General features: G+C 57.0%; 25 protein-coding genes. 11 read left to right on the top strand and 14 right to left on the bottom strand.

Features of this window, described 5'->3' with window-relative positions; translation table 11 throughout:
- Positions 1-13: 13 nt before the first annotated feature.
- The 8 genes from wecB to KI611_RS12465 all read right to left on the bottom strand — a co-directional run bounded on the left by wecB (position 14) and on the right by KI611_RS12465 (position 9,655).
- Entirely contained in the window at positions 14-1,180 is a 1,167-nt protein-coding gene (wecB, locus tag KI611_RS12500; protein WP_226415825.1) for a non-hydrolyzing UDP-N-acetylglucosamine 2-epimerase, read from the bottom strand.
- Positions 1,173-2,273, bottom strand: coding sequence for an XrtA/PEP-CTERM system-associated ATPase (locus KI611_RS12495; RefSeq protein WP_226415823.1), 1,101 nt, complete (start codon positions 2,271-2,273; stop codon positions 1,173-1,175). Before KI611_RS12495 ends, wecB begins: the two co-directional genes overlap by 8 nt.
- A 4-nt stretch (positions 2,274-2,277) precedes the next feature.
- Positions 2,278-3,864: a TIGR03016 family PEP-CTERM system-associated outer membrane protein gene (locus KI611_RS12490; RefSeq protein WP_226415821.1), complete on the bottom strand. Its 1,587-nt coding sequence runs from the start codon at positions 3,862-3,864 to the stop codon at positions 2,278-2,280.
- The gene (locus KI611_RS12485) at positions 3,854-4,813 is read right to left on the bottom strand and encodes an XrtA-associated tyrosine autokinase (RefSeq protein ID WP_226415818.1); all 960 of its coding nucleotides are present in this window, start codon (positions 4,811-4,813) and stop codon (positions 3,854-3,856) included. Before KI611_RS12485 ends, KI611_RS12490 begins: the two co-directional genes overlap by 11 nt.
- 9 nt (positions 4,814-4,822) lie before the next feature.
- Positions 4,823-6,382, bottom strand: coding sequence for an XrtA system polysaccharide chain length determinant (locus KI611_RS12480; protein ID WP_226415816.1), 1,560 nt, complete (start codon positions 6,380-6,382; stop codon positions 4,823-4,825).
- A gap of 65 nt (positions 6,383-6,447) precedes the next feature.
- Positions 6,448-7,068: an XrtA/PEP-CTERM system exopolysaccharide export protein gene (locus KI611_RS12475; protein WP_226415814.1), complete on the bottom strand. Its 621-nt coding sequence runs from the start codon at positions 7,066-7,068 to the stop codon at positions 6,448-6,450.
- A 130-nt stretch (positions 7,069-7,198) separates the two neighbouring features.
- On the bottom strand, positions 7,199-8,425 hold the full coding sequence (locus KI611_RS12470) for an ABC transporter permease (RefSeq protein ID WP_226415802.1): 1,227 nt from the start codon (positions 8,423-8,425) through the stop codon (positions 7,199-7,201).
- Positions 8,426-9,655, bottom strand: coding sequence for an ABC transporter permease (locus KI611_RS12465; protein WP_226415788.1), 1,230 nt, complete (start codon positions 9,653-9,655; stop codon positions 8,426-8,428). It abuts the gene before it with no gap.
- Between the two features lie 74 nt (positions 9,656-9,729).
- Between KI611_RS12465 and KI611_RS12460 the strand changes: the two genes are divergently transcribed.
- Entirely contained in the window at positions 9,730-10,596 is an 867-nt protein-coding gene (locus tag KI611_RS12460) for a ThiF family adenylyltransferase (protein ID WP_226415786.1), read from the top strand.
- A 26-nt stretch (positions 10,597-10,622) separates the two neighbouring features.
- Positions 10,623-11,690, top strand: coding sequence for a nitroreductase family protein (locus tag KI611_RS12455; protein ID WP_226415783.1), 1,068 nt, complete (start codon positions 10,623-10,625; stop codon positions 11,688-11,690).
- 306 nt (positions 11,691-11,996) lie between these two features.
- Here KI611_RS12455 and pepA read toward each other — a convergent pair whose 3' ends face one another.
- The 3 genes from pepA to KI611_RS12440 all read right to left on the bottom strand — a co-directional run bounded on the left by pepA (position 11,997) and on the right by KI611_RS12440 (position 15,149).
- Positions 11,997-12,833: a flocculation-associated PEP-CTERM protein PepA gene (pepA, locus tag KI611_RS12450; RefSeq protein ID WP_226415781.1), complete on the bottom strand. Its 837-nt coding sequence runs from the start codon at positions 12,831-12,833 to the stop codon at positions 11,997-11,999.
- 187 nt (positions 12,834-13,020) lie between these two features.
- Positions 13,021-14,367 carry a DUF1302 family protein gene (locus KI611_RS12445; RefSeq protein WP_226415779.1) on the bottom strand — a complete coding sequence of 449 codons (1,347 nt, stop codon included), beginning with the start codon at positions 14,365-14,367 and terminating at the stop codon, positions 13,021-13,023.
- A 20-nt stretch (positions 14,368-14,387) separates the two neighbouring features.
- Entirely contained in the window at positions 14,388-15,149 is a 762-nt protein-coding gene (locus KI611_RS12440) for an ABC transporter ATP-binding protein (RefSeq protein WP_226415777.1), read from the bottom strand.
- A gap of 54 nt (positions 15,150-15,203) precedes the next feature.
- Between KI611_RS12440 and KI611_RS12435 the strand changes: the two genes are divergently transcribed.
- On the top strand, positions 15,204-15,998 hold the full coding sequence (locus KI611_RS12435; RefSeq protein WP_226415774.1) for an outer membrane lipoprotein-sorting protein: 795 nt from the start codon (positions 15,204-15,206) through the stop codon (positions 15,996-15,998).
- Between the two features lie 96 nt (positions 15,999-16,094).
- The gene (locus KI611_RS12430; protein ID WP_226415772.1) at positions 16,095-17,534 is read left to right on the top strand and encodes a mannose-1-phosphate guanylyltransferase/mannose-6-phosphate isomerase; all 1,440 of its coding nucleotides are present in this window, start codon (positions 16,095-16,097) and stop codon (positions 17,532-17,534) included.
- Here KI611_RS12430 and KI611_RS12425 read toward each other — a convergent pair whose 3' ends face one another.
- Positions 17,535-17,906, bottom strand: a complete 372-nt coding sequence (locus KI611_RS12425; RefSeq protein WP_226415770.1) for an Mth938-like domain-containing protein — start codon at positions 17,904-17,906, stop codon at positions 17,535-17,537.
- 124 nt (positions 17,907-18,030) lie between these two features.
- Here KI611_RS12425 and KI611_RS12420 point away from each other — a divergent pair, with 124 nt between their 5' ends.
- Together KI611_RS12420 and KI611_RS12415 are read left to right on the top strand one after the other, a co-directional pair.
- Positions 18,031-19,287, top strand: a complete 1,257-nt coding sequence (locus KI611_RS12420) for a pyridoxal phosphate-dependent aminotransferase (protein ID WP_226415768.1) — start codon at positions 18,031-18,033, stop codon at positions 19,285-19,287.
- Between the two features lie 9 nt (positions 19,288-19,296).
- Positions 19,297-20,607, top strand: a complete 1,311-nt coding sequence (locus KI611_RS12415) for a homoserine dehydrogenase (protein WP_226415766.1) — start codon at positions 19,297-19,299, stop codon at positions 20,605-20,607.
- A gap of 78 nt (positions 20,608-20,685) precedes the next feature.
- On the opposite strand, the gene KI611_RS12410 is transcribed toward KI611_RS12415, so the two are convergent.
- Complete coding sequence (locus tag KI611_RS12410; RefSeq protein ID WP_226415764.1) at positions 20,686-22,131, bottom strand: PLP-dependent aminotransferase family protein; 1,446 nt, start codon at positions 22,129-22,131, stop codon at positions 20,686-20,688.
- Positions 22,132-22,318: 187 nt separating this feature from the next.
- On the opposite strand from KI611_RS12410, the gene KI611_RS12405 reads away from it, so the two are divergent.
- The 5 genes from KI611_RS12405 (at position 22,319) to KI611_RS12385 (ending at position 26,272) form a co-directional block, all read left to right on the top strand.
- Entirely contained in the window at positions 22,319-22,657 is a 339-nt protein-coding gene (locus KI611_RS12405) for a hypothetical protein (protein WP_226415762.1), read from the top strand.
- A gap of 143 nt (positions 22,658-22,800) precedes the next feature.
- Positions 22,801-23,070, top strand: coding sequence for a DUF2249 domain-containing protein (locus KI611_RS12400; protein WP_226415759.1), 270 nt, complete (start codon positions 22,801-22,803; stop codon positions 23,068-23,070).
- Positions 23,071-24,195: a hypothetical protein gene (locus tag KI611_RS12395; RefSeq protein ID WP_226415757.1), complete on the top strand. Its 1,125-nt coding sequence runs from the start codon at positions 23,071-23,073 to the stop codon at positions 24,193-24,195.
- A 32-nt stretch (positions 24,196-24,227) separates the two neighbouring features.
- Positions 24,228-25,655 carry a threonine synthase gene (thrC, locus tag KI611_RS12390; RefSeq protein WP_226415755.1) on the top strand — a complete coding sequence of 476 codons (1,428 nt, stop codon included), beginning with the start codon at positions 24,228-24,230 and terminating at the stop codon, positions 25,653-25,655.
- Positions 25,652-26,272: an SAM-dependent methyltransferase gene (locus KI611_RS12385; RefSeq protein ID WP_226415753.1), complete on the top strand. Its 621-nt coding sequence runs from the start codon at positions 25,652-25,654 to the stop codon at positions 26,270-26,272. The genes thrC and KI611_RS12385 overlap by 4 nt, the downstream gene beginning before the upstream one ends.
- Here KI611_RS12385 and KI611_RS12380 read toward each other — a convergent pair.
- Complete coding sequence (locus tag KI611_RS12380) at positions 26,269-26,406, bottom strand: hypothetical protein (protein WP_226415751.1); 138 nt, start codon at positions 26,404-26,406, stop codon at positions 26,269-26,271. The two genes, KI611_RS12385 and KI611_RS12380, sit on opposite strands and share 4 nt — an antisense overlap.
- Positions 26,407-26,447 lie beyond the last annotated feature (41 nt).

Genomic DNA, 26,447 nt, shown 5'->3' with positions numbered 1-26,447 from the left:
GGCGCGAGATGATTCAGTTGGCCGGACCGGGGGGGCGGGCGAGAAGCCAGCTGGCCAAGTCAGCGGCGATGCGCTCGGCGGTGTGGCCGTCCCACAGTTCCGGAACCCGACCGCTCTTGCCGCGACCAGCCAGCGTTTCCGCCGCATGGTGACGAATGGCATCGATGTCCCGGCCAACCATGGTGTTAGTGCCTTGGTCGACGGTGATCGGGCGCTCGGTATTCTCGCGCATGGTAAGACAAGGGACGCCCAGCGCCGTGGTTTCTTCCTGCAGGCCGCCCGAGTCGGTCAATACGATCCGCGCCCCGGCCATCAGGCCGAGCATTTCAAGATAACCCTGCGGCGGCAGCATGATCATGCGCGGCGTATCGATCAAATGCGCCAGCCCAAAGCGCTCGATATTGCCCTTGGTGCGTGGATGGAGAGCAAAAACCAGCGGAATCGAATTGGAAATTTCCCGCAATACGCCGAGAAGGGAGGCGAGAACATCGGCATGGTCGACGTTGGAGGGGCGATGCATGGTGACCACGCCATAACCGTCCTGACCGGAAATCAGCGAAGGATCACCATTTACCGCGCGGATACTGTCAACCGGCGATCGGGCAAATTCGCGGTTGCAGAGCAGCGAGTCGATCATCACATTGCCGACAAAACGCACGCGCTCGGCAGCGATCCCTTCGCGGGCCAGATTGTCGGCGGCACTGCGTTCCGTGGTGTACAGCAGATCGGCGATCTGGTCGGTGAGGACACGATTGATTTCCTCGGGCATGGCGCGATCGTAACTGCGCAGCCCCGCTTCGACGTGTACGACGGGGATACCTTTCTTGACTGCGACAAGGGTGCAGGCGAGGGTCGAGTTGACATCCCCGACAACGAGAACGCAGGACGGCTTTTTCTCATCGAGCACTGGTTCGAAGCGCCGCATCACTTCGGCGGTCTGCACGGCATGCGAGCCGGAGCCGACTTCCAGGTTGATGTCGGGGTGCGGCAGACGCAAATCCTCGAACAGTTTATCGTTCATGTCCCGGTCGTAATGCTGCCCGGTATGCAGGAGCAAGGTCGGGATGGCTGGCTGATGTGCCGCAAAGGCACGCAGGATGGGGGCCATCTTCATGAAATTCGGGCGGGCACCGACCACGCAGATGACCGGGCCGAGGTTGCTGGGCCAGAGTTTAGGCATTTGTTTTTTCGCTTTCGATGGCGGGCTGGGCTATTTGGCTACCATTGCTTACCAGTTGCTGAAGCAGACAGAGCGTTGTGCTGTTGATTTTCTCAAGTTGGAGCAGACTTCGCTCCAGGCGTCCCAGTCGTTCGCCAAACTGCTGGACATTGAGGCTGGCGAGCAGCGCGACAGGGTCACCGGAGAATCCTCCATCAATTCCGGTACCGGCGGTATTCGACTGGGTATAGGGAGAAGGAACTGCCGGAGAAAGTCCGGCACCGACCTGCGTGGTGCTCCCCATTGTTTCTTCATGTATCTCGCGAGCGACTTCTTCGACATCCGGTTCGTCGAATTCCGTTTTGCCACTCAGATAGCCGAATAGCATCAGACGATCGCAAACGGAATTGATTCGCCGCGGAATGCCGCTGCTGGCCTTGAAGATAGCTTCAAATGCCGCCGGACGGATGATTGGCACGCCGGTCGAGCCGGCACATTTCAACCGGTGCTCGATATAGGCACGGGTCTCTTCGACATCAAGCGGTCCAATATGGCAGGCGGCGATGACGCGTTGCCGAAACTGCATCATGTGCGGGCTTTGCAAGATCTGCCGGAATTCGGGTTGGCCGATCAGGAAGCTTTGCAGCAGGGCGTGGTTGCCAAACTGAAAATTTGACAGCATGCGCAGTTCTTCAACGGCCCGTGCGGTAAGGTTCTGCGCTTCGTCGACAATGAGCAGGCAACGCTTGCCTTTACCGGTCGCGCTGATCAGGAAGGCTTCCAGCGACATCAGAACATCGGCCTTCGAAACATCCTTGGTGCGTAGCCCGAAAGCCGCACCAACCAGTCGCAAAGTGTCGTCGGCATCGAGTTGCGTGCTGACCAGATGGGCTGCGACCACCTTTTCCTGATCAAGGCTGTCGAGCATGCCGCGGACGATAGTTGTCTTTCCAGCGCCAACTTCGCCAGTAATGACAATAAATCCCTCGTTTTGATGCATGCCGTATTCCAAGTAGGCAGCAGCACGACGATGCTGTTTGCTTCCGAAATAAAAGGAGGGGTCTGGGTTCAGCTGGAAGGGCTTGCTAGTCAAGCCATAGAATGCTTCGTACATGCGCTCAATAAATGAAGGAAACGGTTCCGATGAGGGCGTTTTCCGTATAGGGGTTAGCGGTACTGTCAAATTCGGAACGGCGGGCGCTCATTGAGCCCGTGGTTTTCGCACCTAGCTTGGTCGAAACATTTACTTGGTAGGTGGTTGTCGTGGCTTTGGTCGTGGCGGCTCCGCTGCCGGTGCTTTCTTGGCGTGATGCAAGGATGTTCAGATTGGATATTTCGCTGAGACGATGCGAAAAGTTTAGGCTGAGTCCGCGTTGACGAACAACATTGCTGTGGGAGAAATCGTCGCTGAGGGTATTGGAAGCCAGCATGGACTGATTTTCGTTCCGGTTTACCAATAGGGTAATTGAGTTGCGAACACCAAACAGAGCGAGGGCTAGTTGCTGACTCCGTTGTACGGTGGCGCGCGAAGACAGGAACCCGCCGGTAACTTGGGTGTTTGGGTTCATTCCGGTTTGCGCCAGCAAGGTGTTGACAAATTTTGCCCGGGTAACCGGGTCGGGAATCAGGCTGGCAAATTGCTCAAAATACAGGTCATATACATTACCTAAGCCGACAGTTGAAAACTGGTTTGGCAGTACAGAAACATCTCGCGTATCGGTAAAGCTGATACTACTCATCGGAAATCGATGATTGAAGCGAAGGTTGTGTCCATCACCGAAGAAACGTTTTTCCTTGAAAGCAGAAATTTGTGTCCGTTCTGTCGGGTTCCAGTCGAAGCCATAGCCGCGCGTGTTGGTACTTTCCTGGTCGAGCGAGGCGTAGTTGTTGGATTCCCTGCCTGCGCTTAGGGAAACGCGAAATTGCGGTAAAAGGCTGTATGTGAAGAATCCCCTGAGCGTTTCCGCTTCGGTTTTTCCACCTCGGCTGTATTCGGTGGTCTGCTGACTGCCGTCAATGGTCCACGATAAACTCTGGAACGATGTGTTGCCTCGTAATTGCCCTACCCATTGCGATATGTCAATGTCGTTAGCGTTGGCCGAATCCGACTGTGTAGTCGATAGGTTATGGCGTAGCGAGTAGTCTACAGTTCCCCCGAGTTGCCCGCGAATATAGGGGGACAGACGATAGCTTGCGGTTTCGGTACTGTTGTTGTTGATGCTGCCACTGCTGGGGGATTGAGCGCCAAACGCCGAAATGGATTGCTGGGCGATAATGCCGCTGAAATCGAGAAACAGCCAGTTGTCGACAGCTTCGAATGTGCCAAAGGTATTCAAGGCATTCTGCGTCCGACTGTAATCCGTCTGGGCGTAGAATTGACCATGCAGCGAATAGTCGAAGTAGCCCTTGAGGCGAGCAGTCCTGGACTCAATGCGAATGCCTGGAGCTAATTCGGAGATCAGGTCACTTTGTTTGCCGTTACCCGTCCGGTTGATATTGACGTTGTCGGTCAGCGTTTCGGTTAGCGCAACGCGCGGTGTGATTGTCCAGGCGCGGCCCTCGGTCGCAGGAGAGCCATCGACTCCAGGCGCAGATAGGCTTGTATTGCTTACGCCAGCAATATCTTGCTGTGCAAGCGTGGTCGCACTAAGACATAACAACAGTACGCCAGAAAGTGCGCGGGGGAACGGAAGTTCAGTTTTCATGTCCGTATCCGTAGCCATACCCGTAGCCATATCCATCGGTGGATGCCTGTCTGGCCTGATTGAGGAGCATCATTTTCACCGGGCACGCGTCAATCGCAGCGATTGCCTGCTTGACGGCAGCCTGGGCAGTGCTTTCGGCATTGACGACTATGATTATCTGTCCCATGTGCGCGGCCAAAGCTCGGGACTCCGTGGTCAGCAGGAGCGGTGGTGAGTCAAAAATAATGATGCGGTCGCTGTAGCGACTGGACATGTCATCGAGCAATCGCACCATCGCATCACTGGCAAGCAGCTCAGTGGCGCGCGGATGCTGGGTTCCGCTGGGCAGGATTGACAGCTTTTCGATATTGGTCCGCAGCAACACCCCGGAAATGTCGACTGAATTCCTGCTTACGACATCAAGCAGCCCCGGCGCCGGCGGCAAGCCCAGCATATTGAGTACGGAGGGGCGTGAAACATCGGCGTCGACGAGCATCACGGTGTTATCGAGCTCCATGGCGATGCTGATCGCCAGATTGATGGCAGTAAAGCTCTTTCCTTCGCCTGGTAACGCGCTGGTCACCATAATCAGGTTGCCATTCTCGATAGGCGTACTTCCTTTGCCCATCGCATTGGCGATCAATGGCCGCTTGATGACGCGATATTCGTCAGCCAACTGGCTGCGTGATGCCTGAGGAACCAATAGACCGGATGCCGAAATCGATTCGAGATTCAATTCCACCCTTTTGCTAGGGGGCGACGGGGCTCTGCTAACAGCCTGTTTTTCCTGTGGTGATGTATCAGACCCGGCGCGTGGTGCCTGAGAGATATCTACGGTGTAAGGATCAGGCGCATTTACGGCAACCGTGGCTTTGGCTGCTGGAGAACGAGCGGTTTGATCTTCCGGTAGTTCGACGCCGGCCTGGCGAAGTTGTTCGAGGCGCTTGGCTGCTTGTTCAATCAGACTCATCGATTAACCTCAGGCAGCACGTTGAGTAAAGAAGGTCAGGGCGGCAATGCCTGCGCCATAGGCGACAACCAGCCCCGCTGTGGCGATCAGGAAGCGCCGTAGGCTGGCGCGCTCCTTGAGGCGCCGGGATTCGTTGGGGATTAGCGACACCGTACCAAGTAGCGGAAGGCCGGTTACGTCGCGCAATGATTTTCCTTCAAAAAATACTGGGCGAATCTGACTGGCTGCAAAGGCGGTAAAGAGACCGGCGGCAAGGGCCAGCAGGAGGCCTGCCGGGAGCAGGATAAGACGATTGGGGGCGGCTGGGGTGGATGAGGCACGCGGTGGGTCGATCAGACGGAAATCCGCCACTGAGCCAGCTGCATCAAGGTCCCCTGTCAGTTCAGCTGACTCGCGTCGACTGACCAGTTGCTCGTAGTTTTTCTTGTTGATGTCGTAGTCGCGGTTGAGTTGTGTGAATTCCGCCTCAAGCTGTGGCTGCGTCCGCAAAATATCAGTGATTCGTTTGTAGCGTGATTCGTATTCGGAGACACGGGCTCGCAGTGAAGCAACATTTGCTTCCGATTCGGCCAGAGCAATCTTCAATTGTTGATAGACCGGGTTGTTACTGACCGACGATCCCGGATTAGCCGCAGCGAATTTTTTGCGTGCCACTAATTCCTGGCGCTTCTGTTCTTCAAGATCCTTGATCAGGCGACGCGTACCGACAACATCCGGGTGCTGGTCAGTATAGCGTTGCATGAGTGTGTCAAGATTGCGCTTTTGGGTGTCGATTCGTCCGTCTATTTCCGGTAACGAGATACCCGAGTCGGCTCCCGGCGATTCCGGCAATAGCACGGGTTCTTCGCCAACAATCTGGCGACGCATCGCATCGCGCGAATTTTCAGCTTCTCTCAAGGCCAGACGAGAGCTATTGAGTACCATTGATATCTCTGAAAGACGATCCGCACTGGTTTTTCCATCGCCGACTTGTAGTTCAACGTTGCGGAGTTTGAAGTCTTTAAGACGGTTTTCGGCTTCCTGGAGCTTTTTTTCATAGTTGTGAATCTGCTCGTCAATAAACTTACGAGCGGAGTCGGAATCTAGTCGTTTATCACCGAGGCTAGATTCAACGAAAATCGATACCAGTGCCTGAACGACACGTTGCGCTTTGGCTGGATCGGTATCTTGATATGACAGCGTATAGAGATTGTCACGTCCGATGCTCTGAATTTTCAGGGTTTTCATCAGGCCTTCAATTAATGCTTCCTGCTGAGTCTTCCCTTTGGTGTTCAAATCTACATCCGCCATACGGATCAGCTTCTCGACATTGGGTCGGCTGATCAATGTACGACTCAACATCATGACTTGCTGTTCAACGTTGGGCTGGATCGCAAGTCCAGACATGAGCGGCTTGAGAATCGACTGGGTATCGACAAAGATTCTTGCCGACGCTTCATATCTGTCAGGTATGCGTAGTATGACGCCGGCAGCAATGGCCCCAACCACCCAAGCAACCAGCATCCCGAGTCGGCGATGCTTCCAGGTTGCACGAAGGACGACCAAGGCCTGGCGGAGAATATCTTCCATCTAGGAATCCAAGCTTGCGACCACGCCGGCTTGAGCAGGCGTGGTGTGCGTTGAGAAATGTGTGATCAGAACCAGCTTTGCGGGATGATGAGGACATCACCCGGTTTCATTTCGACGTTCGCAGAAACGTCACCACGCTTGACCAGATCCTTCAGGCGAACACTGTATTGAACATTGTTCTCGGCGGTACGAAGAATCGTTGCGCCGTTGCCATCTGCAAAATCGGTGATCCCGCCAACGGCGATCATGACGTCAAGCAGCGTCATTTTTTGCTTGTAGGCAAGAATCTGGGGTTTGGCAGCTTGGCCAATTACCCGAATCTGCTCGCTGTAAGGGCCGACAAAGCCGGTAACAATGACGGTAACCACGGGATCACGAATGAACTTGCTGAGTTCCTTCTCGATATCCCGAGCCAGGCTGGTCGAGTCCTTGCCCATGGCGTTGAGGTCGTCAATCAATGGTGCGGAGATCTTACCGTCCGGGCGAACAGGGACGTTCATTGATAGTTCCGGATTGCGCCAGACCACGATGTTGAGGTTGTCGCCGGGGCCAATCTTGTAGCTGTAGTCAGCTGATGCAGCCACGGCAGGCGCGGCCGGATGGTTGCTGGCGCAGCCAGTAAGAATGATCGCTCCAGCTGCAATCATCAGCCATTGGGTGGTGGATCTTATAGTTGAACGAATCATGGGTGTTTTTCCCTCAAACAGGTCGCAGGCCGACCTCGCCGAGCACAATCGTAGGCCATAATCATAACGGAAACAGGCCGAGAATACCTTGGAACCTTGATCTTGCCTGCGTAGTATTTCACATTGGCAATCAGATGCCGTGCCGGAGCGCTTCCACGATCTCGAGTTTTGCCGCACGTTGCGCAGGCATGATGGTGGCAAGCATGGTGGCCACAAATCCGATGGCTCCCGCGGTCAGTACCGATGACGGGACGATGCGGATTAGCGCCGTATAACCCAGATTTGCGTTGGGGGGCGGTGGCATCGGAATGCCTACTGCCGAAATTCCGATTGCTGCCAGGCAACCAAACGCCATACCGATCAGTGCACCCAGTACGCCCAGGCAGAGGCTTTCAAGCATAATCAACTTGAAAACTGTACTCGATCTGTTGCCTACGGCAAGCATGGTTCCGAATTCGCGAGTTCGTTCGAAAAGCGTCATGTTTACGCTGTTCACAACGCTGAGAAGGACCATGATCAGGATTATCAGGCGCAGCACGCCAAACTGTCGGTCATATAGCTCGACAGTTTTTTCATAAAAATCAGATAGTTCTTTCCATGTGGTTACGTTGAAGCCATTTTTCGAGAATCGCAGTTTCAGGACGTTGACTGCTGCAGCGGTGTCCTCTGTGTGCTCCAGTGTGACCACGACAAGGTGGGCGGCTGGCGTATCCATCAGGCTCTTGGCGGCTTCGAGTGGAATGCGTACGGCGCGCGCATCAAACTCCTTAGAGAAACTCTGAAATACTCCGATCACTTCAAAATCAAGTGTATTGACAGCACCTTGCGACAAAGTCATGACCAGATTTATGCGGTCACCAACTTTGAGTCCAAGCGATCTTGCCACACCTTGTCCGATGATGATTCCATCCTGGTCGTTACTTGTCAGTGCTCGACCTTCGATAAACTGGAGGTAGGTTCCCAGTGTGCTTTCGGCATCCGGTTCTATGCCTTCACCAACGATACCAAGGTCTCTCTTACCATTGTTAAGTACGCCACTGAACCCCAGTCTGGCCATAGCCAGCTTGGTTTGGGGGACTGATTGTCGAATCTCGGATTTCAAGGTGTCGGGATTTTCAATCAGGTATTTTTCCGGCGCCCGATTTTTCCCGTCGCTATACCCTTGTCGAGTAAGCTGAATATGCCCCGTTTGAGAATGGATGATCGCTTCACCCAACTGGATGAAAATGTCCTGTACAAATCCTCCTGCAAGTATCAGACCGGCAACGCCAATAGCGATTGCGATCAGCGTCGCTATCGAGCGGGCTCGCTGGCGAATGACGTTTCTCAGTGCGAGTGAAAAAAGACTGTTGGACATTTATTGGTTGCAGCGCAGCGCATCAACGATATTCATGCGGCTTGCTCGCCAGGCGGGCATGATACTGGCGAGCAGGGTGGTCGTCAGTGCCAGAGCGATGGCATCAAGTGCGATTGGTATGCTTATCAGGATCTCACCGGTGTAGCCGTGTGCCATCCCGGGGGGGGCTGGCATCGGTATGCCGACTGCCGATATCAATGTTGCTAAAAGATATCCCAGACCGATGCCAAGAATTCCGCCAGCGAGACCAATCAGCACTCCTTCCAGTAGAAATATTTGCAATATCACTCTATTGCGTAAGCCTATTGCCAGGCTGGTGCCAATCTCTGTGGTGCGCTCCAGGACGCTCATTGTTTGTGTGTTTGAAATTGTCAATATGACAATAAGACCGATGATCAGCTTGACAACCTCCACCTGCCGAGAAAACAGGACAGCAGTCTTGTTATAGAAATCAGCCAGATTGTCCCAGGGTACGATCTCGAATTTTCCCGGTGGCAAGGATGCGGAAAGGTAATCGACAGCCGATTTGGTCTTGCTGGTATCGTCAAGTAAAACGACCCACGAGGTTGCACCATCCACTCGCATCAACTTATGAGCGATATCCAATGGGAGACGCAATGCGTTGTCATCAAACTCTTTGGACGATGTCGAGAATACGCCAGCGACAACGACCTCAACCGCATTGGCGCTGCCGTTGGCTGTCGTGGCGAGTAAAACGACTGTATCCCCAGTTTTTGCCCCGATGCTTTTGGCTAGCCCTTCACCAAGGAGAATTGCACGCTCTTTCCTGTCTCTCAAATCCTGGCCGGCTATGATGTTTATTCGGCTGCTGATTGGCCGTTCAAGTTCGGGATCAATTCCTTCTCCAATAAATGGGACGGTTCCTTCATCCAGGCTGAGAAGTCCACTGAAAGCCAGTCGGGAACTAAGCGTCCGCAAGCCTGGTGTGGTGGCAACGATGGACTGCTCCTGCGCGTTCGATGGCAACAGGAAGCGGTAAGGGTCGGCAATTCCCTTTTCGAAATAATTTGGTCTGACGATCTGGATGTGCCCCAGTTGCGAGTGGATGGTGTCCTCTCGCATGTTCAGCAGAGTCCAGTCAATGAAACCGCCGGCGAGCAGGAAGGCGATAACACCGCCAGATACGGTCAATACGGCTACCAGAGTGCGTTTGGTATTACGACGAAGATTGCGCGTCGCTATCCGGATATCCGACATCAGACTAATCATTGGCGGTTTGATGTGCTTCGCTGTAATGTGCTGGCTATCATCTTAAACGCAGTTTGCGCCGGACGGATACTGTTATGTCTCCATTTAATTATCATGATGCATTCTCCAGAAATATCGGATGGGTGACCGAAAACGAGCAGTTGCGCTTGCGCGATGCGCGCGTTGCTATCGGCGGGTTGGGGGGGGTTGGCGGCGTCCATCTTTTGACTTTGGCCAGGCTTGGAGTGGGGCAGTTCTCGATAGCCGATTTCGATGTCTTTGATATTGTCAATTTCAATCGTCAGGTTGGCGCCAACGTCAGTACCCTGGGGCGCCCAAAAATTGACGTTCTTGTGGAAATGGCACAAGACATCAACCCAGAAATTCAGCTAACGACGTTTCCTGCAGGAATTCAAGCTGACTCACTTGAAGCATTTCTGGATGGTGTTGATGTTTACGTCGATGGGCTTGATTTCTTTGCTTTTGATGCTCGGCGGATGACCTTTGCCGCGTGTGAAAAGAAAGGCATTCCGGTTGTGACTGCGGCCCCGCTTGGGATGGGCACTGCCTTGCTTGTTTTTGGGCCAGGAGGCATGTCCGCCGAAGATTATTTCGGGTTTGAGGGGGGCGATGAAATGGAGATGGCGATTCGGTTCCTGGTTGGGTTGTCGCCGGCCATGCTGCAACGCGGCTATGTCGTGGATATGTCGCGCGTAAATCTTGCCGAGCGCAAGGGGCCGTCAAGCATCGCCGCCTGCCAGTTATGCGCTGGTGTGGCAGCCATAGAAACCCTGAAACTGCTGTTGGGGCGATCAGGCGTCAAGCTGGCGCCCTGGGGCTCGCAATTCGACGCCTATCGTATGCGTTATGTCCGTACCTGGCGGCCTTGGGGGCATCGTAACCCGTTGCAGCGTTTGATGATTGCGTTGGTCAAGGCGCAACTCGGCCGTTCGTCGAACTGAGGTCGGTTGTAGTAAAGGAGAGGGCAATGAGCCGGGACGTGCTGTTAAAAATTCTTGATCTCGCGCGCTGGGCGCCTAGTGGCGACAATACTCAGCCGTGGCGCTTTGAGATAGTCTCCGACAATCACATTGCCGTTCATGGTCACGACACGCGCGACGATGTGATCTACGATTTTGACGGGCATGCCAGTCAGATGGCGCATGGGGCATTGCTCGAAACGCTGCGGCTGGCCGCCAGCCGTTTTGGAATGTCAGCCGAGTGGGTAATCCGTGCCGGACAACCTGATAATGCACCAGTTTATGACATAAGCCTTCGTTCGTCTGGTATCAGCGAGGATGTTCTGGTCCAATTTATCGAGTCTCGATGTGTTCAACGTCGCCCAATGCGTACGACTCCTCTTGGTTTCGAGCAAAGGGCAGCATTGTGTGAGGCGGTGGGCGACGCTTATTACCTGGTTTTTTTTGAATCATTCAAGGATCGCCTTGGCGTTGCCAAACTGCTTTGGCGTAATGCTTATTTGCGCTTGACTTGTCCCGAGGCCTATAAGGTTCATCGTCATATTATCGAATGGGGGGTTCGATTCAGTGCTGACCGCATTCCCGATCAGGCTGTTGGAGTTGATCCGTTAACTGCGAAATTGATGCGTTGGGTTATGCAAAGTTGGGGGCGTGTCAATTTTTTCAATCGTTTCTTGTTCGGCACGATAGCGCCGCGAATTCAACTGGATTTTGTGCCCGCCTTGGCTTGTGCAGCCCATGTTTTGATCAAGCCAAAGAGGGCTCAAACCAGTCTGGAGGATCATGTTCTTGCAGGAATGGCGATGCAACGATTGTGGCTAACTGCCAGTCGCCTTGGGCTTTATCTTCAACCTGAAATGACTCCGGTTATTTTTCGTTGGTATGTTCAGGGTAAGCGGAAAATTTCGCAAAAAGCTTCAATCGACAAGGGGGCAAATTTATTGGCAAAGCGGTTTGAGCATTTGGCTTCGGCGAACTCGCAAGATGGATTCGCATTTTTTTGTCGCATTGGTACTTCCGGGAAGCCAAACTCAAGATCGGTTCGAAAGGAGTTATCTTCTTTGATGGTTCGATAAGGTTTCAAATCGGTGCTTTAGGTGGTTTTGCGGGCGGTCAATTCTTGGACGGCTGCGAACGACCGGGTCGATTCACCAATGTCAATGATGTCTGAATCGCCCAGAAACAAGCCAACCCGCGAGTAATATCCATTCTGGCTACTTCGGTCTGTCGCGACGCTGCTTTCCCCTTGTCACAACAAACCTGCCGCGTACGTGTTAGTTCGGAGCGATTTTGGGCTGCTTCGTATGCAATAAATTGAAATAAAAAAAACCGCTCGGTATTCACGAGCGGTTTTTTCGGGGACGGGCTTAGCAGTGGTGTACTTAAACCGATTTGCGTTTGCGTGACGAGAATCCCACGCCAACTAAACCCAAGCCGAGCAGGGCAATGGCAGACGGCTCTGGAACGGCAAAATAAGCATTTCCTTGGCCGCCGGTCGCGGCAATGGTGCCACCCGGAAGGAAGGCACCGGCAATCCCATCAACGTCAGAGTTGATGTCCAGCTTCATGTGGAAGGGGGATGGAGCTGGCCACAAAGAAGCACCAAAGCCAGCAGAGCGCTCGAAGTCGCTCCAGATGACTTCGAAGCTACCGTTACCGGCATCGTTGTTTCCCAAGTTGGTCAGCACTGCACCACCCGAAAGTACGCTAGCAGCGGTTCCCAAAACGGCATCTGCGTCGAGTTGGGATAAATTCTCACCATTGGGTGCAAAATCGGCATAAGCGGTAAGCGAACCATTTGCTACCGAGACGTTTAGCTGATTGCCATTAATCGTTGCCGTTCCGGTCACAGAGAAAGTAGCCCACAAGCTGTATGCCTGGCCAAGAGCGGAAGAGACAGCAGTCCCTTGCGTGACGCCATCAGGAACATAGCCTGTGTAGTAATTGCTTAACTGGACACGGCCGGTTTCAGTGAAGGTTGCAACGCCATACTGATTGAAGGCGCCTTGAGTAATGGTGGCTTCGTACACCAAAGACATGTTATTGACTGAGAACGTCGTTTGGCGCTGCAATATCGTCGCAAGAGTTGCGACGGTATTCGTGCCGGTTGCGGCATCTACAGCCAACTCATTTACAGTCCAAGGCAGAGCTGGCGCAGCCATGGCAGAAGTTGAGCCAGCAAGGGCAACGAGAACTGCGAGTAAGTTTTTCTTCATCATATTTCTCCACATCAAGAGTTGGGAGCCGATTGCGATTTAGCGATGGTCGGTCACGATGTTAAGTAAGCACTATACGTGCCAATTGCATAACCATTTGATTTTAAAAAATTTATTATGTATTCCTTCGTTTCGTTAGTGAGGTGTGTAAAAAACTCCGACACTCAACGAAAAAATGTATCAGGTGCAATTAAAAGCTGTAACGGATTTCCGAATACACCCGATCTTGTTGATCGTAGCGCCCAAACATGCCGAGGGGAGGGCCTTTGAAGACGTCGGCGCCGACCAGGAGGCGCCAGTTACGTTCGAAACTCCAGGTCAGGCGAGGGCGGAATAGCCAGTCCGGGCGGTTGGTGCTCGATATGAAGAGCGCCTGAGCTTCCCAGTTGTTGAAGAATTTGTTATTGAGCAGCAGGCTGTAGCCGTTCTCGCGCCGGTCGGGGATGATGTCCTCGTTGAAGTTGAAGAACTGGCGTTGGAATAACTGAACATTCAGTCGGGTATCTGCCGGGAGTGTGAAATCCAGTCCGGCTGCCCAGTCGAGCGTGTTCTGCGGGGTTACCCCGTCGGAGTCCATGGCGTTGAGGACCGTAAAGTTTCGGCCGCGCGTATAGACGGCCTCCGCCTTCAATACGACATCACCGAAGTCCTTGGCCAGCGTGCTGCCGAATTGATGGATGCGATCGTGTCGTGCCTGGAAGACGAAGGTCGGCGTCGGAGCAAAGACGATATCGCGATAGAAGGTGGGGTTGGTATCGGTGCTGCGGTAGTAGAACCCTGAGATATCCCAGCCATTTTTGAGCGTGGACAGGCGCAGGCCATAGTTCATGTTTTCGGCATTACGCTCAGGACGTAGTTCCTGTTTGTATTGCGCGGAAAAGTCCTTCGATAGCGGGTATGGGTAGAATTCGGCGCCGGGTTTGCCGATGTTGTCGTAGCTGGCTACCGGAATCCAGAGAAGTTCGGCATGGAAATCGTCGGCGAAATATTCGGCTCGCGCAGCCCATTGCGGAATACGCATCTGGTCGAAGTCGGGCAGGATGAATTCGCGCAAATCACGGGCGGAGACCACGTCAGCGAAGAACATGCCGACCATTTCACCCCAGACAACGTTTTGCTTGCCGAAGCGGAAATCCCAGTTGCCGGCACTGTAGTCGAGATAGTTTTCCCGTAGGGTAGCGTTGAAACGCTGGTTTTTCTCGACGTCGGAATTGTAGAAGTCATTGATGCCATAGACTGCGTCGTAATCGAAGCGGGCGCCCAGTTTCCATTTGAGTCCGTCGCCCAGCTTGCCTTGGCTGCTCAGGTCGGCACGCGTACGCATTTTCGACCAGTGGTCCGGCGTTGCTGTGGTGCGGGCGAGTTCGAACTGGACGAACCCTTTGATACCGGAGCCGCCTGCGGCGGGTTTCGATGGCGCCGTGGGGATGTCGTCACCAAACAGCGAATCTCGATCGTCGGCGGCATGGGCGCCAAAGTTAAAACAGAGCGCGGCTATAAGCGTCAGGCGGGGGAGATGCTGCGGAATTGAAGGCACGGCGGTGATCCTGTGGTGGTTTATTCGGGAATGTTCTCTGCTGCGATATCGGAGAGATTGCGGACGCGGGCGATATTCCAGTTGTTTTTGGGGCCGCGGATGCCAAAGGCTTTGATGGTGCCGTCTTCAACCTTGACCAGGCGGTTGGCGTGGTCGATGACCTTCTGGTCGTGGGTTGAGAAAATGAAGGTTGTGCCGAGATGCTCGTTGATTTTCTTCATCAGTTTCAGGATCTCGATGCCCGTTGCTTTGTCCAAATTGGCGGTGGGTTCATCGGCTAGCACGATGGCCGGTTTCACGACGAGGGCGCGGGCGATGGCGACACGCTGGCGCTGACCACCGCTTAACTGGTTGGGGCGGTTATTGGCGTATTTGCTGAGGCCGACAATGTCGAGAAAATAATCGACGCGCCGCTTGCGGTCTTCCGGCGACACGTCCTTTCGGCGCAGCAAAGGGTATTCGACGTTTTCGGCAGCCGAGAGCACAGGGAGTAGATTGAACGTCTGGAAAATGAAACCAATCGAGCGGGCACGCAGATCGGCCAGTTCGTTGGCAGATTTCTGGGAAACGTTTTCTTCGTTGATGTAGATGTTGCCGCTGCTTGGCCGGTCGATGCAGCCGATCAGGTTGAGCATCGTCGTTTTGCCACTGCCGGAAGGGCCAGAAATGGCAAGGAAAACACCGGGCTCGATGGCCAGTGTTATATCATTGAGCGCCTGTACGATCTGCTCGCCGAGCAGATACTCCTTGAAAACGCGCTCGATCCGGACGACGCTGCTCATGCGGTTCTGGATGCAATGGAGATCACGTTGATGAACATGTGCGAGGAATTGTCTATGTCACGCAATAGCGTCAAGCGGCTGAATTTGTGGGCCTGTCTTCTGACTTCCGGCATTGTGTTGGCGCTCCCGTCGGTAACAGCTTTGGCTCAGCAACCCGGAGCAGACCAGGCTGATGATGCTTATGCCCGCAGTATAGTGGAAAAGGCTGACCTGGTTCGCTTCCCGGCCGAGGGTTTTCAGGTCGATATTGTAATCAATACCAAGCAGTCGGATAGCCAGAGCGATTTGCGCAAATATCGCGTTCTGTCAAAAGGTAACGAAAATACAGTGGTCATGGTTACCGAGCCGGCTTCCGAACGCGGCCAGATCATTCTGATGAAGGGGCGGGACCTCTGGGTATTCATGCCAGAGGTTTCGCAACCGGTTCGCATTTCTCTGGCCCAGCGCCTGACCGGGCAGGTGGCGAATGGTGACTTGGCGCGGGCCAATTTTGCCGGCGACTACCATCCCAAGGTGCTGCGTCACGAAACGATTAACGGTGAAAACTACGTGGTGATGGAGCTGACCGCAGTCGATCGTTCGGTAACCTATCAAAAAGTTGTTTATTGGGTTAATCAGAAGAATGCTTGGCCGCTCAAGGCCGAGTTCTATTCGCTGTCGAACCGCCTGCTGAAAAAGTGCAGTTATGAAGATTTCCGCACGCTCGCCGGCAAATCCCGGCCGACGCGTCTGGTAATGGAGGACGCTTTGCGAAGTGGCGAGAAGTCGGTTCTCGAATATAGCGAAATGAAGCTGCGTGACTTGCCTGACAAGATATTCACCAAGGAATATCTGAAAAAGCTCGACTGAGCAGAATATTTATCCAGGAAACGCTCCTTGCTTTCCGGCTGTCATTCCGATTGAACCGCGAATAACAGATAATTAGGCTTTTTTGCGAAAACGTATATGAACAAGATTCTCCCCGTTGTGCTTTCCGGTGGATCAGGGACGCGTTTGTGGCCGCTTTCCCGGGAAAAATTTCCCAAACAGTTGTTGCCGCTGGTTGGCGATCAGTCGATGTTGCAGGCGACGGTTGCTCGGCTGGATGGCCTTGCCGGCCTTGGCGATCCGCTGCTGGTCTGCAACGAGGAGCATCGCTTTGTCGTCGCCGAGCAGATGCGCGTGCTCGGCAAACAGGGGAAGGCACTGCTTGAGCCGTGCGGGCGCAATACGGCCCCGGCGTTGACGCTGGCCGCGCTGTGGGCGCAACAACAGGGTGGCGATCCAGTGCTGGTCGTGATGCCGGCCGATCATGTAATTCTCGATGGCGCGTTGTTCCGGGAAACGGTGCTCAAGGCCGTCGCGCTTGCCGAAAAAGGCCTGGCCGTGACATTCGGCATTACGCCGGACTGTCCGGAAACCGGCTATGGCTACATCCAGCAGGGAAGCCCGCTGGCTGACGACAGCGGCGCATTCAAACTGGCCCGTTTCGTTGAAAAGCCTGACCATGAGACGGCTCAGGCTTATCTCGATTCTGGCGATTTCCTATGGAATAGCGGCATTTTTGTCATGCGTGCGTCAACCTGGGTTAAAGCGCTCGAATCATGTCGTCCGGATATTTTGACAGCCTGTCGGGATGCCTTGCAAAAGGGTAGCGAGGATGGCGACTTCATTCGGGTCGACCGTGTTACCTTCGAAAACTGTCCCTCGGATTCAATCGACTATGCCGTGATGGAGCGTCTCACGACGAAGCAGGCCGGCTTGCCGGAAGGCGTGGTGATTCCGCTGTCGGCCGGATGGTCGGATGTCGGGGCCTGGGATGCGCTGTGGAAAGTGCTGCCGAAGTGCGATTTGGGCAATTCGGTGCGGGGTGATGTGCTGCTTGAAGGCTGTCGCAACACGCTGGCGATTTCGGAAAGCCGCCTGGTGGCGTGTGTCGGGGTCAGCAATCTGGTCGTGGTCGAGACCGATGACGCGATACTGGTGGCGCATCACGATGCGACTCAGGACGTCAAGAAGATCGTCGATCGGTTGAAAGCGGACAAGCGTTCGATTGCCCAGTGGCATCGCAAGGTCTATCGGCCGTGGGGCTGGTATGACGGGGTCGATTCCGGGGCACGTTTCCAAGTCAAGCGCATCGGTGTCAAGCCGGGCGCAGCACTGTCCCTGCAGATGCATCACCACCGGGCCGAGCACTGGATCGTCGTCAGCGGCACGGCGCGCGTCACCAAAGGCGACGAAGTCTTTCTGGTGAGCGAAAACCAGTCGACCTACATTCCGCTTGGTGTCAGGCACCGTCTGGAAAATCCGGGGATCGTTCCGCTCGAAATGATCGAGGTGCAGTCCGGCAGTTATCTCGGCGAAGACGACATCGTGCGCTTCGAAGATACCTACGGCCGCAACTGATCAGTCGAAGAGCAGGGCCGCGGCAACCTTGCGGCCCTCGGCGGCGAGAATGTTGTAGGTTCGGCAGGCGGCCCGCAGGTCCATCACTTCGAGGCCGATGCCGGCCGGCGCGAAAGGTCGGAGCAGGGCGCCGGACGGGAAGCGCAGGCGCTGGCCGGTGCCGAGCAGGACGATCTCGGTGCCGAGTTCCAGCAGTTTCTGCATGTCGGCTTCGGTCAGCGTTTGCACGGTTGCCGTCGACCATTCGTGAATGATCGATTCCGGCAAGAGAATCAGGTTTTTTTCATGTTTTTCATGGTTGACCGCCACATAGTCGTCGCCGTAGGCGGTGAACATGTTGAGTCCGGCGGTGTTGGAAAGATGAAGTTTCACTGATCGACTGTCCTGAAAAGCCCGCCAAAATTGCGGTGCACCATGCGATAAAGTAGGATTATACCTTTTGGGGCGCAGTAGTCTGGCTGATGGCGGCTGGATACGGCCCGATCGGACAGCGTTCATGAAACAAGTCAAGAAATCCGCCAAGCTCGCCAACGTCTGCTACGACATCCGCGGCCCCGTGCTGCAGATGGCCAAACAGATGGAGGAAGAGGGCCACAAGATCATCAAGCTGAACATCGGCAATCTGGCCGCGTTCGGTTTCGATTCGCCGGAAGAAATCCAGCAGGACATCATTCGCAACCTGCCGAATGCGGCCGGCTATACGGATTCGAAAGGGATTTTCGCGGCGCGCAAGGCGATCATGCACTACACCCAGGAAAAAGGTATCAAGGGTGTGACGCTCGACGATATCTACGTTGGCAACGGCGTGTCCGAACTGATCGTGATGGCGATGAATGCCTTGCTCGATGCCGGCGACGAGGTGCTGGTGCCGGCACCGGACTATCCATTGTGGACGGCCGGGATCAGCCTTTCCGGCGGGACGCCGAAGCATTACCTGTGCGATGAAGAGAACGGCTGGTATCCGGATCTGAACGACATCCGCAGCAAGATCACGGCGAAAACCCGGGCCATCGTCATCATCAACCCGAACAACCCGACCGGCGCCCTGTATCCGGATGATCTGCTGAAGGAGATCGTCGAGATCGCCCGCCAGCACCATCTGATCATCTACGCCGACGAGGTGTACGACAAGGTGCTCTACGATGGGGTGACGCACACCTCGATTGCGGCCTTGTCCGACGACGTGCTGACCATTACCTTCAACGGTCTTTCCAAGAACTACCGGTCCTGCGGCTACCGTGCCGGCTGGCTGGTGGTTTCCGGCGACAAGCGTCACGCCAAGGATTACATCGAAGGCCTCGACATGCTGGCCTCGATGCGTCTGTGCGCCAATGCGCCCGGGCAGCACGGCATCCAGACGGCGCTCGGCGGGTATCAGAGCATTGACGATCTGGTCGGCGACGGTGGGCGGATGCGGCGTCAGCGTGATATCGCCTACGATCTGATCACGGCGATTCCGGGCGTCAGTTGTGTCAAGCCCAAGGCGACCTTGTACATGTTCCCGAAGCTGGACCCGAAGATCTACCCGATCAAGAACGACCAGGCCTTCATCACCGAGTTGCTGCAGGAAGAAAAGGTTCTGCTGGTCCAGGGGACCGGTTTCAACTGGCCGCATCCGGATCATTTCCGGCTGGTTTTCCTGCCGCATGAAGATGACCTGAAGGAAGCGATCGGCCGTATTGCGCGCTTCCTGGAGAACTATCGCAAACGTCACAACACGCAAGCAGTCACCCAAGTTAACCAACCCAAGTAAAGTCAGACCATGAAACCCATTAATGTTGGCCTTATCGGCATCGGCACCGTCGGCGGTGGCACCTGGAATGTCCTGAAGCGCAATGCGGACGAAATCGCCCGCCGCGCCGGCCGGCCGATTCGCATTACGGCCGTGGCCGACAAGAATGTCGAACTGGCGAAGCAAGTGACGGGTGGCGAAGCACGCGTTACCGACGATGCTTTCTCGCTGGTCAACGATCCGGAAATCGACATCATTGTCGAACTGATCGGCGGCTATGGTGTGGCCAAGGAAGTCGTGATGCAGGCGATCGCCAATGGCAAGCATGTGGTGACCGCCAACAAGGCGCTGCTCGCCGTACATGGTACGGAAATCTTCAATGCCGCCCAGCAAAAGGGCGTCATGGTCGCTTTCGAAGCGGCCGTTGCCGGCGGCATCCCGGTCATCAAGGCGCTGCGCGAGGGCCTCAGCGCCAACCGTATCGAGTGGGCGGCCGGCATCATCAATGGCACGACCAATTTCATCCTGTCGGAAATGCGCGACAAGGGTCTGTCCTTCGACACCGTGCTCAAGGAAGCGCAGCGCCTGGGCTATGCCGAAGCCGATCCGACCTTCGATATCGAAGGCGTCGATGCGGCGCATAAGGCCACGCTGATCGCCTCCATCGCCTTCGGCATTCCGGTCCAGTTCGACAAGGCCTACATCGAAGGTATCACCAAGCTCGAAGCCTCCGACATCAAGTATGCCGAACAGCTCGGCTACCGGATCAAGCTGCTCGGCATTGCCAAGCGCCGGAGCAATGGCATCGAACTGCGCGTCCATCCGACCCTGATCCCAAGCAAGCGCCTGATCGCCAATGTCGAAGGCGCCATGAACGCCGTGCTGGTCAAGGGCGATGCGGTCGGCGCCACGATGTACTACGGCAAGGGAGCCGGTGCCGAGCCGACCGCTTCTGCCGTGATTGCCGATCTGGTCGATGTCACCCGTCTGGCTACCGCCGATGCCGCGCACCGCGTGCCGCATCTGGCTTTCCAGCCGGATGCCATGTCCGATCTGCCGGTGTTGCCGATGAGCGAGATCGAAACCGGCTATTACCTGCGCCTGCGCGTCGAAGACAAACCGGGCGTGCTGGCCGATGTGACGCGCATCCTGGCCGATCAGGGTATTTCCATCGACGCCATGCTGCAACGCGAGCCGGAAGAAGGCGAGGGCGAGACCGATATCATCATCCTCACCCACGTTTGCAAGGAAAGCGCCGCCGATGCGGCGATTACCAAGATTGAGGCGCTGGCGGCCCAGAAGGGCAAGGTCAAGCGCATCCGTCTGGAAGAGCTGCAGTAATCTGCCGCGCCGGCTGGTTGGAGAGACGGGAGCTTCGTGCTCCCGTTTTGTTTTTCGGCGCGTCTGAGAGGGGGCCGGTTAGCGATTGGCGGCCGGCTGGCGGCACAGTTCGCCAAGCCGTTGCAGGGCTGAGTCGATGGCTGGCGTGTAGGGAGCGCCGCAGTTCAGGCGGATGAAACCGTCGAAGCGATTGGAATTTGAAAACATCAGGCCCGGGGCGATGAAGATACCCTCGGCCAGCGCCGCATCGAACAGGGCGCGGGATGACAGGCCGTCCGGCAGCTCGACCCAAAGGGCCAGTCCGCCATCCGGGTCGGTAAGTCGGGTGCCGGCTGGGAAATAGCTGGCGATGGCTTCGGCCGTCCGCGCCCGCTGGGCTTTCAGGCAGGCGCGCAGGCGACGCAAATGACGGTCGTAGGCGCTGGATGCCATGAAATCGGTGGCCGCGAGCTGGGCCAGTTCTTCGTTGTAGCGGCTTTGCGCATATTTCAGCATTTCGACCCGCGACTGCCAGCGGCCGGCGTTCATCCAGCCGAGGCGCAGGCCCGGGGCGAGGATTTTGTGCAGCGAGGCGCAGTGGATGACGTTGCCGTCGCGATCCCAGGCTTTCAGCGCCTTGAGCGGCGCATCATCGTTGGTCAGCGCGCTGTAGGTATCGTCCTCTATCAGCGGGATGGCGTACGTCGAACAGAAGTCGACCAGGCGGGCCTTGTGGCTGTCCGGCATGATGCTGCCGAGCGGGTTTTGCAGATGCGGTACGACGACCATGGCCTTGATCGGCTCGCCGCTCTGGATCGCCAGTTCGAGCGCTTCAATGGAAATGCCGCTGAGCGGGCTGGTCGGGATTTCCAAGGCGCGCAGGCCAAGGGTTTCCAGCACCTGCAGCAAACCGTAAAAAGTCGGCGATTCGACTGCGACGATATCGCCCGGCTGGGTGATGGCACGAAGCGCCAGATTGAGGGCCTCGATGCATCCCTGGGTGACGAGGATATCCTCCGGCGCCAGCAGCATGCCGTTGGCCATCGCGCGCTTGGCCAGCAGGCTGCGGAAATTGGTATTGCCGTGGTTGGGCGCCGGCCGGACCAGCAACTCCGGGTCACGGCGCAAGGCGCGGGTGGCGGCGTTCTTCAGGGCCTCACCGGGGTAGAGCGAAGGGGCGCTGCGTGCGCTGGAAAAATTGACCTTGACTGGGCTTTGCCGGCCGCGGGCGATGAACTCCGAAACGCGGGCATGGATGCCGACGTACTGGGCCGGGTCCAGGGCTTGTCCCGGCACCGGTTCGGCCAGCGGGCGGACGGCCAGGCGGCGTGGCTGGCGGACGAAATTGCCGGAGCGCGGGCGGGCTTCGAGCCAGCCATCGCTTTCCAGCTGGCGGCAGAGCTGCAGCGCTGTGGACAGGCTGACTTCATGGCGGCCCATCAGTGAACGCACCGACGGGAAGCGGTCGCCCTGAACCAGGGTGCCGGCTTCGATGGCCTCCCGGTAATGGGCGGCCAGCCTGCGGTAGAGGGGTAGTTGATCCATGGCCCATGTTCTCCTGCGAATGGCCTGGCGGACAGATATAGATTGCCGAAAAATACACCAGAACAGTTCAAGAAAACGACAACTGCTACGCTACAGATAGTCATTTTCTGTGGCTGTTTGCTCGCCGGCGCCCTGGCTACGATCTGTCCACCTCCCGCCCCTCGGGAGTTTGACAGGAGATGGCGCAATGGACGACAGGCGGACGATGAGTATGGACTTGCTGCAGGGCGAACGGCGGCAGGTTTTGCTGGAAGCGGGAAGTACGGTGCTGGTGCTGGCCGGGCGACTCGGTTTGCGCGAACCGATGGATTGGCTGGCCGAACATGTCGTGCCGCGGGAATGCGGACTGGAAGCTGAACAGGCCTGGGTCGCCGAACGCGGCGGCTGGGTCGATCTGGCGGCGCTGGCGACGGTTCGGGTAGTCATTCTGCCTCCTGAGTCGGTGTCTTTCTGGCGCCAGGTCGGGCGTTGTCTGGATTCGCTAATCGGTGCGCTGCCGAGCGCTGGCTTGCGGCAGGAACGGTAAATCTGCGCGACAGCGTCGGCCGGTGATCTCCGGCCGATACCCATAATCGCGGTACGTCTATGGCGATTCGCATCAAGGAAATCATTTCCCGCTCCCGGCACAATCGCCGGCAAATGCCATTCCGGCATGTCTTTCAAGGAGTTATGATGCAACCCATTCATGCCTGTAACCACACCACTCCCGAAGCCCTGTATCCCTTTGATGCCCGCGGCATCGCCAAGCGTTTTCGCCATGCCGCCATTTTTGGCGCACTCGACGCCCTGCAACCCGGTGAAACCATGCGTTTCTGCAATGACCACGATCCTTTGCCGCTGCTCGCCCAACTACAGCAGCGTTACGGTGCGCACGTCAATATCGAGTACCAGCAGCGCGAACCGGGGGCTATCGTGATCGATTTTTCCGTCGTCGGCTGATTGATTTACACCGCCAGCCTGACGCTTCTTTCCTTGCTCGGCAGCGCCATTCTGGCGGTGTCCGGGCTGGGCTCGCGGCTGGCGGTCCTGCACTTGGCCTTCGCGGTCGGCATCGTGCCGCTTATCTTTGCGGCGATGAGTCATTTCGTGCCGGTACTGACCCGCACCGGCGATCCCGGACGCTGGATCGGCCGACTCCCGGCTGTCGCTCAACTGGCCGGGCTGGGCGTCGTCGGTGCCTTGCAGGGGCTGCTGCCGCGTGAGGTGTTGCCGGCTGCGGCAGTGGTCGATCTCATCCTGGCAGCCATTTTGCTCAACTGGATCGCGGGCCGGGCTCGGGCCTGCATCGGCTCGCCCCACCCGGGCTGGCGCTGGTATGGCGCGGCGCTCGGTTGCCTGATGCTGGCCCTGCTGGCCGTCGTCTTGATGGCCTTGTGGCCGCAGCACTGGCATGGGCTGCGCCTGTTTCATCTGCACCTGAATACGATTGGCCTGGTTGGCCTGGCTGCCCTCGGTACCTTGCCGGTTTTGCTGCCAACCGCTTTGGCCCAGCCCGATCCGGAGGCGAGCGGCTGGTTGCGGCGGCGGCTCTGGCTGGTCGCCGGTGGCGCGGTCGTGGTCGCCACCGGAAGCGCCATCCTCTGGCCATTTGCTGTGCCCGGTGCGGCGCTCGTGCTGGTCGCGGCGCTCGGTCTGGTCGGCCAGTGGGTCCGCCGATTCGGTATCCGGTTGTTGCTCAGCGATGGCGTGGCGGCATCGTTGCTGGCGGCGTTGGCCGGCTTGATCCTGGCTTTAGCCACCGGTGTCGCGCACGGTGCGGGATTGATGCCGGGGCGACCCGGCCTGCTGGCCTGGGGGGCCGGCTTTTTGTTGCCGCTGGTAACCGGGGCGCTCAGCCAACTGCTACCGGTCTGGCGCTGGCCGGGGCCGCAAATGCCGGCACGGGCTGAAATGCGCCGCCGACTGGCCGCTACCGGCAACTGGCGGGGCGCCTTGTTCTTCTCCGCGGCAGTCGCCGTGATCAGTGGCTTCGATTGGCTGGCCGCGATGCTGTTGGCCGGCGCCATGCTGCTCTTTATCGGCGGACTGCTGCAAGCCGTGCGTGTATCGCGGTCGACGCGGTAAAATTCCCGCTTTTCGCTTTTCAGGGCTTCGCCATGCGCTATATCTCGACTCGCGGTAACGCCGCGCCCCAGGCTTTCTGCGACATCCTTCTCGGTGGATTGGCGCCGGATGGCGGCCTCTATCTGCCGGAAAGCTATCCGCAGATCAGCCGGGCCGAGCTCGATGCCTGGCGCCAGTTGTCGTATGCCGACCTGGCCTACGCCATCCTGTCGAAGTTCATCACCGACATTCCGCCGGCCGACCTCAAGGCACTGGTCGCCAGGACCTACACCGCCGACGTCTATCGTCACACCCGCAATGGCGGCGATGCGGCGCAGATCACGCCGCTGACCAAACTGGAAGACGGCCTGTACACGCAGGAACTGTCGAACGGCCCGACGCTCGCCTTCAAGGACATGGCGATGCAGCTGCTCGGCAACCTCTTCGAGTACGTGCTCGACAAGCGTGGCGAGTCGATCAACATCCTCGGCGCCACCTCTGGCGACACCGGCTCGGCCGCCGAATACGCGATGCGCGGCAAGCACAACGTCAAGGTCTTCATGCTTTCGCCGGATGGCAAGATGAGCGCCTTCCAGCGCGCCCAGATGTACTCGCTGCAAGACACCAATATCTTCAACATTGCCGTTACCGGCCTGTTCGACGATGCGCAGGACATCGTCAAGGCGGTTTCCAACGATGCCGAGTTCAAGAAGAAATACAAGATCGGCGCCGTCAATTCGATCAACTGGGCGCGCGTCGCGGCGCAGATCGTCTATTACTTCCAGGGCTATTTCCTGGCCACCAAGAGTAACGACGAGCAGGTCGCCTTTGCCGTTCCCTCGGGCAATTTCGGCAATATCTGCGCCGGCCACATCGCCCGCCAGATGGGCCTGCCGATCAAGCAACTGGTGCTCGCCACCAACGAGAACGACGTTCTCGACGAATTCTTCCGTAGCGGCGTCTATCGGCCGCGCAACGCGGCGGAAACCAGCATCACCTCGAGCCCGTCGATGGATATTTCCAAGGCCTCCAACTTCGAGCGCTTCGTCTTCGATCTGGTCGGCCGCGACGCCGCGCTGGTTCGCGAATTGTGGGCCAAGGTCGACAAGGGCCAGGCCTTCGATTTGTCGGCTACGGAGCACTGGTCGAAAATCGGCGATTTCGGTTTCGTTTCCGGCAAGAGTACGCACAGTGACCGCATCAAGACCATCCGCTTCGCGCAGGGCCGGTACAACGTGATGCTCGACACCCACACCGCCGACGGCCTGAAGGTGGCGCTCGAGCACCGCCAGGCGGCGGTGCCGATGATCGTGCTGGAAACCGCCCAGCCGGCGAAGTTCGAGGAAACCATCCGCGAGGCGCTGGGTACCGAGCCGGTGCGTCCGGCCGACCTGGCCGGCATCGAGCAACTGGCGCAGCGGGTCGTGGTCATGGCGCCGGATGTGAACGCCATCAAGCAGTTCCTCGTCGAACGCGTGTGAGTTTCGACCACGAAGCCTTGTGGTCGGCCCGCTACCGGGAAGCGGGCGACGACTACCTGTTCGGTACGGCGCCCAACAAGTTTCTGGCGGCGCAGTCCGACTATTTTGGCGCCGGCGTCAGCGTTCTCTCGGTGGCCGATGGCGAAGGCCGCAATTCGGTCTGGCTGGCCGAGCAGGGCTGTGCCGTAACGGCCGCTGAAATCTCACCGGTGGGGCTCGAGAAGGCGGCCAGGCTGGCGCGCAGTCGGCATGTCGCCGTCGACTTCGTGCAGGCCGATATCCTGAACTGGACGTGGCCGCAGAATGCGTTCGATGCCGTGGTCGGTATTTTCATCCAGTTCGCCGGGCCGGCTGAGCGGCCGCGTCTGCTGGCCGGGATGAAGGAGGCGGTCAAGCCCGGCGGGCTGTTGCTGCTCCAGGGCTATACGCCTGATCAGTTGAAGTTCCGGACCGGTGGTCCGTCAGCCGTGGAAAATCTGTATACCGCTGCGCTGTTGCGTGAAATTTTTGCCGACTGGGAAATTTTGCTGCTGCGCGAGCACGAAGAGGTCATCGAGGAAGGCCGCGCCCATGCCGGACATTCGGCCTTGATCGATCTGCTGGCGCGCAAGCCTTAAAGGTAGATGACGGCGGGGAAAACCGCCACGGCCAGCACGAGGACCAGCCATTCCAGATCGTGGCGGGCGAGAAAGCCCGTGAAATGCAGCACCAGAATGGCAATGGCGAGCACATAGAACAGCGCAAACAGCATTCGAATCCCCCAAGGCAATCGTCATTCGATCAGTTAGCCCG

The sequence above is a fragment of the Dechloromonas denitrificans genome (assembly GCF_020510685.1).
In the GTDB taxonomy this organism is placed as follows: domain Bacteria; phylum Pseudomonadota; class Gammaproteobacteria; order Burkholderiales; family Rhodocyclaceae; genus Azonexus; species Azonexus denitrificans_A.
The sequence above is the reverse complement of the archived record's forward strand: the minus strand, read 5'-3'. Positions and strand labels throughout refer to the sequence as shown.